The organism is Nisaea denitrificans DSM 18348, from assembly GCF_000426505.1.
GTDB lineage: Bacteria > Pseudomonadota > Alphaproteobacteria > Thalassobaculales > Thalassobaculaceae > Nisaea > Nisaea denitrificans.
Genome location: NZ_AUFM01000011.1, coordinates 1,090,039 through 1,108,090, shown reverse-complemented (window position 1 = coordinate 1,108,090; position 18,052 = coordinate 1,090,039). Strand labels below are relative to the sequence as shown.

At 60.7% G+C, this 18,052-nt stretch carries 15 protein-coding genes; 11 read left to right on the top strand and 4 right to left on the bottom strand.

Annotated elements, in window-relative coordinates:
• Positions 1-12: 12 nt before the first annotated feature.
• Together K328_RS25655 and K328_RS0106150 are read right to left on the bottom strand one after the other, a co-directional pair.
• Positions 13-1,812: an O-linked N-acetylglucosamine transferase, SPINDLY family protein gene (locus tag K328_RS25655; RefSeq protein ID WP_051284583.1), complete on the bottom strand. Its 1,800-nt coding sequence runs from the start codon at positions 1,810-1,812 to the stop codon at positions 13-15.
• Positions 1,812-3,413, bottom strand: a complete 1,602-nt coding sequence (locus K328_RS0106150; protein ID WP_028465224.1) for a GMC family oxidoreductase — start codon at positions 3,411-3,413, stop codon at positions 1,812-1,814. The genes K328_RS25655 and K328_RS0106150 overlap by 1 nt, the downstream gene beginning before the upstream one ends.
• A gap of 174 nt (positions 3,414-3,587) precedes the next feature.
• On the opposite strand from K328_RS0106150, the gene K328_RS0106145 reads away from it, so the two are divergent.
• The 11 genes from K328_RS0106145 (at position 3,588) to K328_RS0106090 (ending at position 16,887) form a co-directional block, all read left to right on the top strand.
• Complete coding sequence (locus tag K328_RS0106145; protein ID WP_028465223.1) at positions 3,588-4,403, top strand: CoA transferase subunit A; 816 nt, start codon at positions 3,588-3,590, stop codon at positions 4,401-4,403.
• A 4-nt stretch (positions 4,404-4,407) separates the two neighbouring features.
• Positions 4,408-5,160, top strand: a complete 753-nt coding sequence (locus tag K328_RS0106140) for a CoA-transferase (protein ID WP_028465222.1) — start codon at positions 4,408-4,410, stop codon at positions 5,158-5,160.
• Positions 5,161-5,242: 82 nt separating this feature from the next.
• Complete coding sequence (locus K328_RS0106135) at positions 5,243-6,457, top strand: CaiB/BaiF CoA transferase family protein (protein ID WP_028465221.1); 1,215 nt, start codon at positions 5,243-5,245, stop codon at positions 6,455-6,457.
• Positions 6,458-6,476: 19 nt separating this feature from the next.
• Positions 6,477-6,932 (top strand): peptide-methionine (R)-S-oxide reductase MsrB, encoded by a 456-nt coding sequence (msrB, locus tag K328_RS0106130; RefSeq protein ID WP_425411511.1) that lies wholly within the window; start codon positions 6,477-6,479, stop codon positions 6,930-6,932.
• Positions 6,933-7,007: 75 nt separating this feature from the next.
• On the top strand, positions 7,008-7,961 hold the full coding sequence (locus tag K328_RS0106125; protein WP_028465219.1) for a D-2-hydroxyacid dehydrogenase family protein: 954 nt from the start codon (positions 7,008-7,010) through the stop codon (positions 7,959-7,961).
• Positions 7,962-7,993: 32 nt separating this feature from the next.
• Positions 7,994-9,343: an NAD(P)H-dependent oxidoreductase gene (locus tag K328_RS0106120; RefSeq protein WP_028465218.1), complete on the top strand. Its 1,350-nt coding sequence runs from the start codon at positions 7,994-7,996 to the stop codon at positions 9,341-9,343.
• 100 nt (positions 9,344-9,443) lie between these two features.
• Entirely contained in the window at positions 9,444-10,304 is an 861-nt protein-coding gene (locus K328_RS0106115) for an ABC transporter permease (RefSeq protein ID WP_051284582.1), read from the top strand.
• A 66-nt stretch (positions 10,305-10,370) separates the two neighbouring features.
• Positions 10,371-11,717: an ABC transporter ATP-binding protein gene (locus tag K328_RS0106110; RefSeq protein ID WP_051284580.1), complete on the top strand. Its 1,347-nt coding sequence runs from the start codon at positions 10,371-10,373 to the stop codon at positions 11,715-11,717.
• A 5-nt stretch (positions 11,718-11,722) separates the two neighbouring features.
• Positions 11,723-14,734, top strand: coding sequence for a hypothetical protein (locus tag K328_RS0106100; RefSeq protein ID WP_051284578.1), 3,012 nt, complete (start codon positions 11,723-11,725; stop codon positions 14,732-14,734).
• Positions 14,731-15,714 (top strand): lysylphosphatidylglycerol synthase transmembrane domain-containing protein, encoded by a 984-nt coding sequence (locus tag K328_RS0106095; protein WP_028465214.1) that lies wholly within the window; start codon positions 14,731-14,733, stop codon positions 15,712-15,714. The genes K328_RS0106100 and K328_RS0106095 overlap by 4 nt, the downstream gene beginning before the upstream one ends.
• Before the next feature lie 3 nt (positions 15,715-15,717).
• Positions 15,718-16,887 (top strand): glycosyltransferase family 9 protein, encoded by a 1,170-nt coding sequence (locus K328_RS0106090; RefSeq protein WP_028465213.1) that lies wholly within the window; start codon positions 15,718-15,720, stop codon positions 16,885-16,887.
• 9 nt (positions 16,888-16,896) lie between these two features.
• On the opposite strand, the gene arsC is transcribed toward K328_RS0106090, so the two are convergent.
• Both arsC and K328_RS0106080 read right to left on the bottom strand, forming a co-directional pair.
• A complete protein-coding gene (arsC, locus tag K328_RS0106085) occupies positions 16,897-17,244 on the bottom strand; it encodes an arsenate reductase (glutaredoxin) (RefSeq protein ID WP_028465212.1) in 348 nt (115 codons plus the stop codon).
• A 14-nt stretch (positions 17,245-17,258) separates the two neighbouring features.
• On the bottom strand, positions 17,259-18,050 hold the full coding sequence (locus tag K328_RS0106080; protein ID WP_028465211.1) for an enoyl-CoA hydratase-related protein: 792 nt from the start codon (positions 18,048-18,050) through the stop codon (positions 17,259-17,261).
• Between the last annotated feature and the right edge of the window lie 2 nt (positions 18,051-18,052).

Below are 18,052 nucleotides of genomic sequence, written 5' to 3'. Positions count from 1 at the left end.
CCTGTTTGCTCCCTAGGGTTTTATCGTTATCTCTGCCGGGGGCAGGTTTTGGCGGGCTCTTTCGGCCATTGCCTGGTAGGCGCGCTCCAGCGCATGTGCATAGGCTGCCATTTTGAAGAGAGGGGCTGTTTTAACCGCGCGCTTCAGGTGGTTGCGGAGTGCGGCCAGGCGCCGGGGCGCTTGCGCCAGCGCGATGGCGATCTTCGCCTGCTCGTCGGGTGAATGCGCGACGAGGTCGGGCAATCCGGCAGCGTATAACAGGGACGCGCCGACCCGGGAGGCGAAGGTCTCGCCCGCAATTGTGACTACCGGAAGGCCGCGCCAGAGGGCATCCGCCCCCGTGGTGTGTGCATTGAACCAGCTGTTATCGAGATAGAGATCCGCAAGGGAGAGCCTGGCGAGGTGATCTTCATTCTTCAGCTTAGGCGCGAAAACAAAGCGTTCCTGTGACACTCCATGACGCAGCGCGGAGGCAAGCAGGTTCGTCCTATGACTGTCGCCGTGGTCCAGCATCCAGAGGATGCTGTCCGGAACCTCGCGCAGGCAGCGCATCCAGGCGGCGAAGGCGTCCGCGGCGACCTTGTTTTGGCTGTGGAATCCAAGAAAGACGAAAGCGTCTTCCGGTAAACCTGCGCCTGAACGCGTCGGTACGGCTGAGACCGGGCGACCGCCATCGAATGGCATATAGCAATGCGGCAGGCGAACAATCCGCTCGCCATAGCCGGATGTGGCCATTTCAGGAATGAGCCTCGGGTCTCCGACGATGTAGTCATGCAAGGTGCCGCAAGTCCCCGGGAAGCCAAAATAATTGACGATGATCGGTGCGGGATCGTGCTGCAAAAGGCCGAGCGGGTCTTGCGACAGAAACCCGTCCAGGTCCGAGAGGATATCCACTCTGTCCTGTCTCAAGCGCCCTGCTTGTTGGGCACTATCAAGGCCGGAAAGTGCGACAATCTCGATGCCGCTATCCCGGATTGCCTCGCTGCAGTCAGCCTCTCCGTTTGCATTCGGCGCGATATAGAGGGTGATCCGGAACTTTGTCCGGTCATGAAGCCGGAACAGCTCCGGCAAGGCAAGGGCGAGGGCGTGTTCCTTCAGGTAACTGCCAACATAGCCGATATGGAGTGGCTTTTCAGAAACCCCTGGCAATTTCGCGAAGTCGCGGCGCGGGCCACGTACGCCGCCGGATCCTATGGCGGCCTCAAGCTGATCCCGCAGTCCGGCAAAGGGGCCAAACATCATGATCGGGTGCCCCGATACCTTGGTTACGCGCGCAAGGATCTGAAGGCTTCGTTCAATCAGGCCGTCCGGATCGTCCAGAAGGCCATTCCAACGTTTCTCGATGACGAACCCATGCAACGCCTCTGCATAGTCCGGCCTGAGGAGCAGGGATCGTCTCGAATGATCCAGGGCTGCCGGGAAATGGCGCGCGGCCCGTTTCTCTTGAGCGCACTTGTGGTGAGCGACGCCCAGCAGGGCCCACCCGAGTGGTGCGCCAGGATTGCCCATGATCCCGCGTTTCGCGAGGCAGAGAATCTCGTCTCCCTTTCCGGAACATTGCGCCAGATTCGCCCATGCGCTTGCCCGTTCGGGGGAGAGCAGCAAGGCTTTCCTGATCCGGGCGGATCCCACGTGCTGCTTGCCTGACTGCGCTTGCACTAACCCCGCGAAATGCAGTGCCTGAGCAGCTTCTGCCGCATTCATGCATGAGCGAGCGACGGTGACCGCAATTTCAGCGGCGGCTTCAGGCTCGCCACGATCAAGTGCAGCTTTTGCTTGGCCAAGCGTGAGACTTCCCGGAGTGGACGTCATTATCTCCGGTTGTCCTCGAGGATCATCGTCGACGCCTTTTCCCCGATCATCATCGCCGGCGCGTTGGTGTTGCCGGAGACCACAGTCGGCATGATCGAGCAGTCGGCGACGCGCAATCCGGCTATGCCGCGCACCCGCAGCCGGGCATCGACCACGGCTTTCGGGTCGGACCCCATGCGGCAGGTACTGGTCGGGTGGAAGATGGTGCCGCCTTTCTCGCGGGCATAGGCGAGCAGACCCTCATCGTCCGCACGGTCCAGGCCCGGTTCATACTCGTTCTTCAGATGCTTGCTGAAGGCTGGGGATTGGGAGATTTTCCGGCTCAGTTTCATGCCGTCGATGATTGTCCGCCGGTCGCCCTCTGTTGAAAGGTAGTTCGGCTTGATGCTCGGATACTCACGCGGGTCGCCGGATTTCACCATGATGGTACCCCGGCTTTCCGGACGGAGCTGGCAGATCGAGGATGTGACGCCGGGGAAGGGGTGCAGCAGCTGGCCCGGCTTGTCCGCGCTGAACGGGATGAAATGGAACTGGATATCCGGTGTTTCCAGCTCTGCGCGCGTTTTGGTGAAGACGTAAACCTGACCGGCGCTGACGGTAAGCGGTCCGCTTCGGGTGAGGGCGTATTGCAGGCCCATGGCAACCCGTTTCAGCGGATTGGCGACATCGGTGTTGAGGGATTCAAGGCCGTCCAGCTCATAAATCGCCCGGACCTGGAAATGGTCCTGCAGATCGTCGCCGACGCCGGGCAGGTCATGCTGCACCGGGATGCCGACGCTGCGCAGATGCTCCGCCGGACCGATGCCCGAGAGCTGCAGCAATTGCGGGGAATTGATGGCGCCGCCGCACAATACGATTTCGCGGGTGGCTTCCGCCCTGTATTCGATGCCGTCGCGCAGATAGGTAATCCCGCTCGCGCGTCCGTCCTTCAGCTCCAGCTTCGAGGCGAGGGCGCGGGTTTCGATATGCAGGTTCTTCCGGCTTTTGATCGGGTTCAGGTAAGCGACGGCGGCGCTGCACCGGCGGCCGTTCCGGCTGGTGGTCTGGTAGTAGCCGGCGCCGTCCTGGACCGCGCCGTTATAATCATCGTTGCGCGGAATGCCGACTTCCTCGCAGGCCTCGAGGAAGGCCTCGCAGACCGGCCGCCGGTCGGCGATGTCGGAGACCGACAGCGGGCCATCGCCGCCACGCAGCGCGTTTCCACCGCGCTCGTAGCTTTCGGATTGCTTGAAGAACGGGAGCACGTCGTCCCAGCCCCAGCCTTCATTACCGAGCTGGCGCCAGTGATCGTAATCCTGATGCTGGCCACGGACATAGAGCAGGCCGTTGATCGAGCTGGAGCCGCCGAGTACCCGGCCGCGCGGCCAGACCATCACCCGGCCGTTCACGCCGGCATCCGGTTCCGTCTCGTATCCCCATGAAATATCGGGATGATACATCGTTCTGTAGTAGCCGACCGGAACATGGATCCAGGGGTTGCGATCCTTGCCGCCTGCTTCCAGCAGCAGGACCCGGTTCTTCGGATCCGCCGACAGCCGGTTGGCGACGACGCAGCCCGCCGAGCCCGCGCCGACCACGATATAGTCGTAAATGTCGCTCACCCCGTTACTCCCTTGTTCTTTTAGTCACGTCTTTTGCGGGGAGAATATGCGCCCGGCCGCGGGGCGTCGATGGGTTTGGACCCGCCTGCATGGGAAACGATGTCATGACGGGTTGCCGCTTTATTCCGGCAACCGATCGCGTAGGATGCGGGAAACATTCTGGGAGGAATGACAATGGATGCCATCCGGCTCGACCTTGATGGGTTGGCGGCACGGGTGAGTGACGGCGCTAAAATCGCTCTGCCGCCGGATTATTCATACTGCGCCATGGCTTTGGTGCGCGCCATCATCGCCCGCAATGTCCGCGACCTTCATCTGGTCGGTGTTCCCGCCCTTGGTTTCCAGGCGGATCAGTTGATCGGCGCCGGATGCGTCGGCACTGTGGAGACAGCGGCGGTTACGCTTGGCGAGTTCGGTCTGGCGCCCCGGTTCAGTGCATCCATCAAAGCCGCCGGTATTCGCATGCTGGACGCAACCTGCCCGGCGATCCATGCCGGCCTGCAAGCATCCGAGAAGGGCGTGCCCTTCATGCCGTTGCGCGGCGTCATCGGGTCCGATGTCGAGAAGCGCCGGGATGACTGGGTGATTGGCCAGAATCCTTTCGCAGAGAATGATCCCATTCTGATGGTGAAGGCTATCCAGCCCGATTTCGCGGTGTTTCATGCTCCGCTGGCAGACAGGTTCGGCAATGTCTGGGTCGGTGTCCGGCGCGAGCTGATGCTTATGGCGCACGCGGCGAAATCCAGTCTGGTGACGGTGGAAAAGATCGTGGACGGGAACCTTCTGGACGATCCGGTGCGGGCCGCAGGGACGATCCCGGGGCTCTATGTCGGCGCCATTGCCGAAGCGGAGCAGGGCGCCTGGCCGCTGGGCATTCCGGGCGGCTACGATGCGGATCAGGACGAGCTGGCGCGCTATGTCGACATGGCGCGCACGGAAGATGGTTTTGCCGCCTATATGGCCGGCACCAAAGCCGTGGCGGCGGAGTAAAGACGTGACGACAGTAAGCGACGGCGTCCGCGCCGAGGAAATCCTGATCGCCTCCATTGCCGATATGCTGGACGGGCTGAGCCATATCGCGGTCGGCGCGTCTTCTCCGGTGCCCGGAGCTGCCGCGATGCTGGCGCGGGCGCGGCATCCGGACAGGACACGAGTCTCCGTGCTTGGCAGTGAGGACAACAACTTCTTCACCGACGGCGGCAAGGAGCTGTTTGACTGCGCCGGGCAGGGTCGTATCGACGCGTTCTTCCTGGGCGGTGCCCAGATTGACGGGCAGGCGAATATCAATCTCGTTTCGGTCGGCGATCCAGACAAGCCAAAGGTCCGGTTTCCGGGCTCCTTCGGCTCTTCCTATATGTATTTCACCGTGCCGCGCGTGATCCTGTTCCGACTGGAGCACACACCGCGTACCCTGGTGGAAAAAGTCGATTTCATCAGCGCACCGGGGACTTCGGAGCCGAATATCTACCGGCCGGGCGGGCCCTATGCCCTGATCACCGACCGCTGTCTCTTCCATTTCGACCGTGAGAAAGGCCGTTTCAGCCTGGCAAGTGTCCATCCGGGACATACGGTCGAGGAAATCAGGGAGCAGACCGGTTTTGATTATGATGAGCCGGCCGACGTGCCGGAAACCCGTCTGCCGGACACCAAAACTCTTGAGACCATCCGTGGTCCGGTCGCCGCACAGATCGCTGAAATCTATCCAGGCTTTGCAGCCGAGGTTTTCGGGATAGAAAAGGCAGCCTGATAATTGACCCGGGCTCACCGGGTTTCCAATATGACCGGATCGTTTTGACCGGTTCCAGCCTTGAGAATTGAGGAGTAACGGAATGAGTGGCACTGCGGCATCCGCCGGCGCCCTCCAGGGGATCAAGATCGTCGATTGCACACGCGTGCTCGGCGGTCCGTACTGCACCCAGATGCTTGGGGATCACGGCGCGGAGATCATCAAGATCGAGCCGCCGCAGGGCGACGAGGTGCGGGACTGGGGCCCGCCATTCCATGAAGGCGATGCGTCCTATTTCATCGGTGTGAACCGGAACAAGAAATCCCTCGGCCTCGACCTTTCGAAGGAAGAGGGCAAGCAGGTGCTTCTACGTCTACTCGAGGACGCGGACGTCCTGGTCGAGAACTACAAGCCCGGCTCGATGGAGAGATGGGGGCTTGGTTACGAGGACGTGCTGAAGGAGAAGTTTCCGAAACTGGTGCATTGTCGGATTTCCGGCTTTGGCTCCGACGGTCCCTATGGCGGTTTTCCTGGCTATGACGGCATCATTCAGGCCATGACCGGCTGGTTCTCGGTCAATGGTTCGACGCCCGTGGATCAGACCCGTGTCGGTATTCCGATGGTCGATATGGGAACAGGCCTCTATGCCGCGAACGCGATCATGATGGCGCTGTTTGAGCGGCACAGCTCCGGTCTCGGCCAGTATGTCGACATGACGCTGTACGATTGTGGCCTGTCGCTGATGCATCCGCACGTCGCGAATTACGAGTTGTCGGGCAAGGTGCCGGGGATTACGGGTAACCAGCACCCGAATATCAGTCCCTATGACAAATTCTCGACCCAAACCGGAGATATCTTCGTTGCAGGCGGGAATGACAGGGCCTGGCAGCGGATGACAGCGGAGCTCGGCAAGCCGGAACTGGCGACGGATCCGCGGTTCGTCAGCAATGCGGATCGCGTGACCAACCGTGATTCCTTGCGGGCGGAGCTTGAAGTTCTGCTGAAGGATAAGGACGGAAACGAGATCTGCGACCGCCTGCTGAGGGCGGGAGTGCCTGTCGGGCCGATCCGGAATACAGCGGATGTCATGGCGCACGAGCACACCAAGCACCGGGACATGGCAGTCGAACTCGACTGGTACAAATCCTGGGGAATCCCGATCAAACTGTCGCGGACACCCGGCTCAGTGAAATCGGTGCCGCCGAAATTCGGCGAGCATGGCCGCGCCATTCTTGCCGAACATGGCTTCAGCGAGACAGAAATCACCGCACTGGCAGAGCAGGGTGTTCTGGTCGAGGAGCGTCGCAAGGCCAAATAGCGGATTGCGGAAAGGTGACTTGCCTGAACCGCGCAGTGGCACAATCTCAGCCCTGACAAGGGAACTGGAGGGCATGATGGAAAAGGTCGTGAAGAGTGACGCCGAGTGGCGGGAGCAGCTCACCGACGAGCAGTACCAGGTGACACGGAAGCATGGGACGGAACGCCCTTTTACGGGCAAGTACGCCGAAACGACTGAGCCGGGGACATATACCTGCGTCTGTTGTGGCGAGCCGCTTTTTGAAAGCGAGACTAAATTCGATGCCGGCTGCGGCTGGCCGAGCTTCTATCAGCCGATCGAGGGAGCGAATATCGAGAGCACGACGGACCGTAGCCACTTCATGGTCCGGACCGAGGTGCATTGCGCGAAGTGCGAAGCCCATCTCGGGCATGTGTTCCCCGATGGGCCGCAGCCGACCGGCTTGCGGTATTGCATCAATTCGGCGTCACTCGATCTGAAGCAGAAGGACGAGTAAAAGCTGTATGTCTCGGTCGAAAAATGACCGTGAAACAAGAAGATATAACAACCAACTAAAGTGACAGGTGAGGAAATGCCGAAGATTGCGATTTTGGACGACTATGCGAATGTATCCCTGCGCATGGCCGATTGGGGAAGCCTGCCGGAGGGGTACGAGACGGTCGTCTTTACCGATAATCTGGTAGAGCACGACGCGCTGGTCGACCGTTTGAAGGACTTCGAGATCGTCTGTGCCATGCGGGAGCGCACGCCTTTTCCAGCCGAGATCTTCCAGCGTCTGCCGAACCTGAAACTGTTCGTGACCAGCGGCATGCGGAACAACGCTGTCGATTTCCCGGCGGCCCGTGCTTGCGGCATTCCGGTGTGCGGCACCGCGACCAGCGGGAACACGACGAAGGAACATACCTGGGCCATGCTGATGGCGCTGGCCCGGCAGGTCGCGCATGACGACCGCATGATGCGGGAAGGCAAGTGGCAGACCCGTATCGGCGTTGATCTGAAGGGCCGGACCCTGGGGGTCGTCGGGCTCGGTAAACTCGGCAGCCAAGTCTCCGAGATTGCCAAGCTTTTCGGTATGGACGTGGTCGCCTGGTCGCCGAACCTGACCGAAGAGCGCTGTGCCGAAGTCGGCGTCCGCAAGGCGGCGAGCAAGGAAGCGCTTCTGCGCGAGGCGGATATCGTCACTCTGCATGTCGTGTTGAGCGACCGTTCTCGCGGCATGATCGATGCGGCCGCTCTGGCGGAGATGAAGCCGACGGCGCTGCTGGTGAATACCTCGCGCGGTCCGATCGTGGATGAGGATGCGCTTATCGACGCGCTGAAGAACAACCGGATCGCAGGCGCCGCCGTGGACGTTTTCGAGCCGGAACCTCTCCCGGCCGATCATCCGATCCGCACGCTGGATAATATCCTGCTCACGCCGCATATGGGCTACGTGACCGAGGAAACCTACATGCTGTTCTATGGCGAGATGGTCGAGGACATCAAAGCCTGGCACGCGGGAGAGCCGATCCGCATCCTGAACTGAGCTGCAAAGGCCTGAAACCAAGGGAGGGCGGGATGAATCTGTCACGTATGCTGGCGCAGAGGGAGGCCGCAGGCGATCCGGTGAAAGTCGGGATCATCGGCTGCGGCAAGTTCGGCGCGATGTACCTGTCGCAGGCCCGCCTGACCAAGGGTATCCATGTGGTCGGCATCGCCGATCTCAATGTGGCACGGGCCGGGGAAACCCTGACCCATATCGGCTGGGAGGCGGAGCGGTTCGCCGCCCGCAGTTTCGACGATGCCGAAAAGCACCGAAGCACCTTCATCACAGATGACAGCGCGTCCCTGATCCGGGATGGCGGCCTCGACGTCCTGATCGAGGCGACCGGCGATCCCGCCGCCGGTATCCGCCATTGCCTGATGGCGATCAGCCACGGCCTGCATGTCGTGATGGTCAATGTCGAGGCGGATGTAGTGGCCGGACCATTGCTGGCCCGAAAGGCGGAGCTTGCCGGAACCGTCTATAGCCTCGCCTGGGGCGATCAGCCGGCGCTGATTGCCGAACATGTCGACTGGGCTCGCGCCTGCGGCTTCAAGGTTGTCTCGGCCGGGAAGGGAACCCGCTATCTTCCCAGCTACCATCAGTCGACGCCTGACACGGTCTGGGATCATTTCGGCTGGGACCCCGAGGTCGTCAAACGCGGCCGGCTCAATCCGAAAATGTTCAACAGCTTCATCGACGGGACAAAGTCTGGCATCGAGATGAGCGCGGTCTGCAATGCTACCGGACTGACACCGCAGCCGGACGGGCTGGCTTTCCCGCCATGCTCACGCTTTGATCTGGCCGAGGTCTGCAAACCTGTCGGGAACGGCGGCACGCTGACCCATTCAGGCACCACCGAGGTGGTTTCCTCGCTGACTAGGGACGGCGCCGACGTGGAGGGCCATCTGCAATACGGGACGTTCGTCGTTATCGAGGGCGAGACCGATTACGCCCGCTATTGTTTCGAGGAGTACCACATGCTCCCGGACAGCAGCTTCCGCTTCGCCTCGCTGTACCGGCCCACCCACATGATCGGGCTCGAACTGGGTGTTTCCGTCGCCTCCGCTGCATTAAGGGGGGAGCCGACCGGCTCGCCGGTTGCCTTCAACTCGGACGTGGTCGCCACGGCAAAGCGGGATATTGCCGAAGGCGAGATGCTGGACGGTGAGGGCGGGTTCTGCGTCTGGGGTAAACAAACCCCGGCCCGGACCTCGCTCGATGAAGGCTACCTGCCGCTCGGCCTTGCGCAGAACGTCAAAATGAAACGATCGGTCGTCACAGGCGAGCGTCTGAAATGGGCGGATGTGGAGATCGATAACAGTGACGATGCGGTCAAGGTCCGGCGCGAAATGGAGGCGATGTTCGCAGGCCTGAATAGCTGAGGCGTCCCGCTGCGACGAAACACAATGGGCTCAAGCGCTTCCGCCTCGGGGCCATTCGGTGTAACAGTCCCCGCCAGATATTAGTTACCGGGAGTACAACATGGGCGGCGCCATTTCGGCACCGGGTCGGGCTACCAAGCCTGTCAGCCTGGCAGGCGCACTATTCGCGCTGTTTGGAAGCCTCCGCAGCAACGGGTTCATCCTGCGCAGCCTCGTGCGCAACGAGGTGGTTTCACGCTACCGGAACACAATGCTGGGCTTCCTCTGGTCGCTGGTCAATCCGCTGGTGATGATCCTGGTCTATTCCGTGGTCTTCGGCCTGATCTTCAAGGTGCGTTTCGGCGAGGTGCCGGAGCGGGCGAACATTCCATACGGTATTGTTCTGTTCTCGGGACTGTTGCTGCACGTGCTGTTGGCTGAAACGCTGCTGCGGGCACAGTCGGCCGTGCTGGATAACCCGAATTACGTGAAACGCGTTGTCTTCCCGTTGGAGATCCTGCCGATTGCGATTCTGGCCGGAAACCTGGTGAATGCGCTGATGGCCTTCGTCGTGCTGGTCGGTGTGATCCTGGCTTACAGCGTGCCGTTGCACTGGACCGCGCTGCTGTTGCCGCTGGTCTGGTTGCCATTCATTGTCATGTTGGCGGGTCTGTCTTTGCTGGTTGCGTCGCTCGGCGTCTTTATCCGGGATATCGGCCAAGTGCTCGGTTTCATGATGACGATCCTGCTGTTCGGTAGCTCCATCCTGTTTCCCCCGGACTTGCTGCCCGAGGCTGTGCGTCCGCTGCTATTGCTCAATCCCCTGACGCTGCCGGTCGATGCCACACGGGATGTCCTGCTTTGGGGCACGCTGCCTAACTGGACGCTGCTGGGCTATTACAGCATCGGATCGGTTGTGTGCCTGTGGATTGGCGCCTGGTGGTTCCTGCGCACGAAGCGCGGGTTCGCCGAGGTGATGTAAGATCGCTGTCATGAGCCGTATTTCAAACCTGTCGACAGTTGCGCCATCCCGGATTGTGATCGCCGCATGAACAATCAGACCAATGACAGCGCTGTGCTGCGGACGGACACGGATGTTGCCATCGACATTCGGGGCGTTCGGAAGGTCTTTAATGTCTACAACCAGCCGCTCGACCGGCTGAAGCAGGCGATCTTCCGGGGACGGCGGACCTTCTTCACGCCTTTTGTGGCTCTGGACAACGTGACCTTCAGGGTCGGGCGGGGAGAGACGGTCGGGATTATCGGCCGGAACGGCTCTGGTAAATCCACGCTGCTGCAGATCGTAGCGGGACTACTGAACGCGACTGAGGGAGAAGCCGCAGTCAACGGCCGGGTCTCCGCGTTGCTTGAACTCGGGGCGGGCTTCAATCCGGCGGCGAGCGGACGCGAAAACATCTATATGAACGGGGCAATCCTCGGTCTTTCGAAAGAGGAGATCGACGGGAAGTTCGACGATATTGTCGCGTTTTCCGGCCTTGCCGATTTCCTCGATCGGCCCGTTGAGACTTATTCGAGCGGGATGTATGTCCGCCTCGCTTTTGCGGTTGCGGTCAGCGTCGATCCGGAAATTTTCATTGTCGATGAGGCGCTTGCTGTCGGAGATGAAGGTTTCCAGCGGAAGTGCTTTGCCCGGATCGAGGAAATGCGCCGGCGCGGCACCACGATCCTCTTCGTCAGCCACGCGGCTGGGATGATTACCCAGCTTTGCGACCGGGCGGTGCTCTTGGACCACGGTCAAATGCTGATGGACGGCGATCCGAAGAGGGTGATTTCCAGTTATCACAAGCTGACCCATGCACCGGCTGCGCAGTTTGACGCTGTGCGCGAGGAAATCCGTCGCGATGAAGAAGCCCGCCGCGATGAGTCCGGGCGCGAGGAATCGAAAGAAGCCCTCGATACGGAAATGGTGCCGGAAAGCCGCACGGCCTATGTCAGCCTCGGGGCAGAGATCAGCCAGCCGCGTATCGAAACCCTGGACGGTGAAGCGGTCAATCTCCTGGTACGCGGCAGGCACTATGCCTTCCGGTACAAGGTTCGCTTCCTGGAAGATCGCGAGCAGGTCATGTGCGCGATGATGATCAAGACTATCCAGGGCGTTCTGTTGGCTGGCCGGACAACGGACAGTCTGCGGCGCGGTCTGCCGGATTACCGGGCTGGCGAGGAAGTCGATGTCAGTTTTGAATTTGAATGCAATCTGACCGCGGGGACCTACTTCCTGAATGCCGGAGTGAACGGACTTTACGAGAACGAACGCAAGTCCCTGCACCGGATCATGGACGCGGCCATGTTCAAGGTCCTGCCGGATGATGACGACACGATCACCGGGATTGTTGCGCTTGAGATTGTGCCGAGCGTCAGTCGGCGGAGCAACTGAACGAGATGGCTCTTCCTGACAGTGAGGCTGCCGCCGGGCTCCACTGGAGCGAATTCGCCGCCGCGCTCTGCGTTGGCTTGGCGTTTGCGGCGTTTTCTGTCGTGCTCTTTCCGGCAGCGTCCGAACCGCATCCAGCACTTGTGGTTGGCGAGCTGACCTTTTCCGGTGCGGGCAAGCGGCTGGACTTCCTTTTTGTCTGGTTGGCTGTAGCGGGGACGATTGCTGCATTCGCCGGAATTGTGCAGGTCCGATCCCGTGCATTAGTCGATGCTGGGATGATTGCGCTGTTTCGGGAGTACTTGGCCTATTGCTGTTTGCCGGCCATTGTCTTGTGTGGCGGACAAGTGCTTGGAAAGCCCTTCGCTTCGCCGCCTTATTTCGCCGATCTCAACCTGGTCTGGCTTTCCGTTCTGCTGATCGCCTTGTTGCTGTTCTCATGTATCGCTTGGCGGTACTGCGAGGCTCGTCGCGAGATGGACTTCTCGGCATCGGTTGGAAATACCGTTACCGCCGCCATGTTTGCCGGGTTCTCCTGGATTGCGCTTTGTGTGGCAGCGTCACGCCTGTTCCTATTGCAGGATGTCCTGACGCTCCGTTTCGTCGTTCTCGGGGCGGCGGTTGTCCTGTCTGGCGCCTTCGGTGCAGGACTCCTGGTGCTCTTGGACAAGCTTCGGGTACTGGATCGAGCGAGGGCCTTGCGCCGATTGAACCTGATCGCGCAGGCTGGACTCCCGCTTGCCATTTTCGCGCTCATCCTGCCGCCGTCCGAGGCCGGTTTGCCATGGCCGCGTATAGCTCCATTGAGCACCGGGTTTATTATCATTCTCACGCTGCTGGCTATTGCCGGGTATGTCTGTCTCGTAGCGGCATGGCTCAGGGAAGAGCGCGGGCAGGGAGGCCTTGCCATCCCCGCCGTGAGTGTCGGTGCGATTGCCGTACTGGTGCTGTTCGCTTCTGGCCAGCCGACGCCATACGGCATGGACAACCCTCTCGATTACTATCACCACGGCGAATGGTTGATCCCGTGGCAGCAATGGGTCTCGTTCGGCAAAGTGCCGTATATCGATTACAGCCCGTCCCACGGGTTGGTCGACTATTTCAGCGGAATGGCAAACGACCTGCTACTGGACGGTACCCTCGCGGGATTTCCGGAAGCGCGGCAACTGGTGCGGGGGATAAGCTGCATCGCTGCCGCTTTCGCCTTGAGCTGGATTGGCGGTCCTCTACCGGCCTTGCTGTCGCTGCTGCTTTTTCCGGTTACCGGGCGCTATACAATTTTTGTCGCCATCTTCTGCGGCTTGGTCCTGTTGACCGGCAAGCAGCTACAGCGGGCACCTGTACGATGGCTCTTCGCCTACTTCCTGACCGGGACCGCACTGGTCCTGCTGGCGCCGGGGCCGGGAGCAATGCTGGTGGTTGCGTTTGCACCGGTTGCCCTGGTGCATCTTGTCCGGGGTCTCCGCACTGAGCCGCGCCTGCTGGCTATTGCCGCTACTTGTGTGGTCGCGATCTGCGGTGTTTCCCTGTTGATGGGACCCGGGAAAGTGGTAATCGCGCAAATCCAGTTCATGCTGGAGAACAGGCCGTTATACGGTGCGGTTCATGGCTTGGATTGGGCCCGTAGCCTGGCCCATGACTGGCCGGTCAATGGCGCCTTCTGGGAGTTGCTCCGGACCTTGTGGCTCCCGGCTATGCTGGTTCTGTTCCTCTTTTCTGTGCCGAGGATTTGGCTGCGGCGACGTGCCATCCATGAGGTTCTGACGGATGATCCGAGAGCGGTGCTTGCCTTCACATCAGCGCTCTTTCTGTTCCTGGTGATCCCGCACACGATTGGCCGCATCGATGCGGGTGGTCCGTCACGGGGCGGTGCGTTGACCGTATTTGCTCTAGCAATGATCTGCCTGCCGCTTGCGATCCATCTGCCGCGCTGGTCGCGGGTTACGGCAATGGTCGGAATTTCTCTGATGCTTGGGCTGTTGGCGCCGGCGTTCGGACACCATCCGGGTTTTCGCAGTGTCTTTGCCGCGCCCACGGCGACATCGCCTGCGGTTAACGGAAAAATGAGTGTGGATGGCGTGGCTACAGGTATTCCTGCGTTCGGTCGAACGCTTGTTCATCCGGCACTCGTCGAGCGGATTTCCGTTCTGAAGGCTGCGCTCGACGGATGGCTGCAGCCAGAAGAAACCTATCTCGACCTGACAAACGCGAATGCTCATTACTTCTATACCGGCAGATCGGTGCCGATTGAGAGCGGTGCGTTCCTGACCATGCCGGCTGAAGCCATGCAGATGCGTTCAGTGACCCGGCTGGAGCGTGGCCCGCCGCCCGTGTTGCTGCTGGGAACCCTTCCGAGCGGCACCGGTCCCTTTACGGTGCAATTGCGCGCGCCAATCCTGGCGGACTGGGTTTTCTCCAGGCTCAGATCAGGACCCTATCAGGTCGTACAGCGCGGCCCGTTCATATTCGCGGTTACGCCTGATCGATTGAGCGGACCAGCTCCAGTTAAAGCTGAGCAGTTCGCATTATTGCGGCAAGTCTTTGCCCCGCCGAAACTCGTGCGCCTGCCAAGCGTATGGGGGCATTCGACCCAGGCCTCCGGTTATGAAGAGTTTTTCCGGGATATCGTTGAACCCGATGTAGAGCCTTTTGGAACCGGTATAAAAGACATGACCTCCGGGGTCTTTGAGATTGGCCCCGGTCACTCTGTGTTCGATATTGCGGAGGGAACGAAAGGGGCAGCCGGTTTGCTGATGTTCGAGCTGAACTGCGTTGGACCCAATGATGGTCGACCACCCCTTGGATCAGGCAGGGTGATCGCAGATCATGGCGGTTACCTGGATTTCGACTTGCTGCCGGGAGAACATGTCGTGCCTCTGGACGCAGACCCTATGACATTGCTGCAGGGAAGCGCCGGTGGCTTCCGGCTCGAGCTTGAAATCGATCAGCGCTGCGGCGCAGCAACTGTCGGGAGCTTCCGGTTCGCGTCCCGTGCTGCCGCCGGGACAGACCGACGATGACGCGCTCGATTGGCCTTCTCGGACTGAAACTGCTCGTCAGCGGCGGGCTGCTTTATTGGGTTCTTGGGTCTATCGACCGGGACGCCTTGTTCGACGCCGTTATCACGCTTGACCCGATTTTCGTTCTGGCGGCGTTCGGTGCATTGGTGCTGCAATATCCGGTCGGCGCACTACGATGGTTCGAAATTCTGAAATTGCTCGATTTCCCGCTGGCGTGGCGGGAGGTATTCCGAGTGCACCTGGTCGGGGTATTTCTTAACCAGATGCTGCCATCCGCTCTTGGAGGCGATGCCTACCGTGTCTGGAGTACCGGACGCGTCGGAAACGGTTGGGGGAAGGCCGTTTCGTCGGTTCTGCTCGACCGGGTCGCAGCCCTGCTGATCCTGATCTTGTTGCTGCTGGCGATGCTGCCACGCCTTGTGGATATCCTGCCCGGTGGCCCGATTGTGGGCTCCCTGACCGTTTTGGTCTGTGCCGCCGCCGTCTCTATACCCGTCTTCTTTTTCGTCGCGCGGCCCGTGGCGAAATTGCTTGAGATGAACCGGTTTACGCGGCGCCTTGGGCCAATTGCCCGCAACGCGGACCTGCTCTGGTCTAAAGGAGCGGCAAGTTTCCGGATCGCGGGTTTCGGCCTGTTGACCCAGCTTTCTACCGCTGCCTGTGTCTGGCTGATCGCGCTGGCAGCCGGCGCGAATGTGGATTTCTTCACGATGCTCGGGCTGACTTTGCCGGTTCTGCTGACCCTGGCGCTGCCGATCTCGATCGCAGGATGGGGCGTTCGGGAAGGGGCCATGGTATTTGCGCTTGGACTGATAGGCGTTTCGGCGGAGACCGGCTTGCTCGTTTCACTGGTGTGGGGCGGGCTGTCTCTCGTCGGCGGCGTGGCCTGCGGAATTGCCTTTCTGCTGCAAGGCTCCGAACGGCATAAACTCGCGGTCTATGCGGCGGAAAATGCAAACCTGTCCGAGCGGGAAGACTGACGTATGAACTTACGGGCGAAACAACGCCTCGATGCCGTCCTTGGAGGGGCGGCGATCTTTATCCTGAAGCCGCTCGCACGATTGCTCGGCATGCTGCTGAGCCGGGATCATGACATCCAGCCACGCGGTGACATCGTCATTGTCAAGATGCTCGGCGGAGGGAGCCTTGTTCTGGCGCTTCCGGCTCTGCTTGGTCTCAAGCGCCGCTATCCGGACCGTCGTCTCAGACTGATCTGCACCGGCGCGACCCGGCAGTTCGCCGAGTTGCTGGGTGTGTTTGACGAAATCATTTCCGTAGAGGATGGCGGTTCCGTTTTTCGTCTCGCTCAGAGTGGCGTACGGGCGCTTTTTGCCGTCATCCGGTGCGACACGATCATTGACCTTGAGGTTTATAGCCGCCTCTCGACCGTGTTTTGTCTGATGAGCTTCGCCCGCAACAGGATCTGTTTTTACCTGGAAAGCGCCTATTGGCGAAAAGGGCTTTCAACCCATCTCTTCTATTTCAACCGGTCCGGCTCGGCGCCGAAGCATTATGAGCAGATTGCCCGCGCGCTCGGCGCAGATATCCCCTCGATGGATGAGTGCCGTGCAACTTTCTTCGCAGCGAACGATATTGCGCGGAAGCCGGATACGGCGGGGGAGACACTCAGGCTCGGCCTTGCCTGTTTTTGCTCCGATCTCGCGCTGGAGCGGATGTTCAGTGCCGATGAATGGGCAGCACTCGCCACGCGTCATCTGAAGGACCGGAAGGTCTCCATCACCCTGTTTGGCGGGCCGGGCGACAAGGAGAAGGGCGATGTGATCGCCGATGCGCTCCGCAGAGCGCTTCCCGATGCCGGGATCGACAATGCGTGCGGGCGCTGGCCGTTACGGGACTGCGCGGCGGAAATTGCGAAGCAGGACCGGTTCTGGAGCATTGATACCGGTTTGCTGCATATTGCCCGGCAGATCGGCGTGCCGACCACCTCCTATTGGGGCCCGACCGATCCCGGGACGTTGTTACAGGACCTGCCGGGTGTCGACGAGGCTGTGCACTATCGGAAGCTGCCGTGCTCACCGTGCGTGCATGTCTCCGACTCCCCACCCTGCGGCGGCACGCGGCCTTGTATGGTCGCGCATCTTCGGGAGCTTACAGAATCCGAGCGGAACCCGGCCTGGATCGAGGTTTATTGACCCCGTCGCCTAAAGGATTTTAAGCACGTCTTCCGGCGGACGGCCGATGGCGGCCTTGCCGTTGGCGATGACGATTGGGCGCTCGATCAGGATCGGGTTGTCGTGCATCGCCTGAATAAGCGATGCACGATCCTTTGAGCCGTCGCCGAGGCCGAGTTCCTTGAACGGTGCTTCCTTGCGCCGCATCAGATCCACTGGCTCGATGCTGAGAAGCCCCAGAACCTCCTCGATCTCCGAAACACTCGGCGGGGATTTCAGATACTCCCGGATCTCCGGCGCGACTCCGTTGCTCCGCAGCAGTTCCAGCGTCTGCCTTGACTTGGAGCAGCGCGGATTGTGATAGATGACAACGCTCATCGGGATGCTCCGGCTTATTTGCCCTGAAAGTTTGGCGCGCGTTTTTCAAGGAAGCTGGCGATGCCTTCCTGATAATCGTCCGTATAACCGCACTGACGCTGGAATTCTGCTTCCATATCAAGTTGTTCGGCCAATCCGTTGTCGAGCGAGGCACGCATGATCTTCTTGATCCCGGCGAGCGCCAGAGGGGCTTTGGCGGCCAGGGTCTTTGCCAAGGTTTCGGCTTCCTCAAGCAGGGTTTCGTCTTCGACCGAGGACCAGATCAGGCCCCAGTCGGCAGCCTGCTTGCCTGTCACCGGAGCGCCGATCAATGTCATGCCGAGCGCGCGGGCAAGGCCGACGCGGCGGGGCAGCACGTAGGTTCCGCCTGCATCCGGCACCAGACCGATATTGACGAAGGCTTGCACGAACTTGGTGTTGTGACCTGCCAAGACGATATCGGCGGCGAGTGCCAGACTGGCACCAGCCCCGGCGGCGACGCCGTTGACCGCCGAGATGATCGGGATCGGCAGGGCGGCCATGCGCTTGATCAGCGGATTGTAGTTCTGCTGTATGGATTCGCTGAGGTCGCGCCGTTCGGCCGTGCTGGTGGCCTTGCGGTCGGCGAGATCCTGTCCGGAGCAGAATCCGCGTCCGGCGCCGGTGATGATCACGCAGCGGGCGGAGCCCGGTTTTTCCAGCTGAGTGAAGACGTCGCGCAAATCCTCGTGCATGACCGCCGTGACGGCGTTGATCCGCTCCGGCCGGTTCAGGGTGATGCGGGCGATGTTGTCTTCGATTGAGAAGAGCAAAGCTTCATAAGTCATTG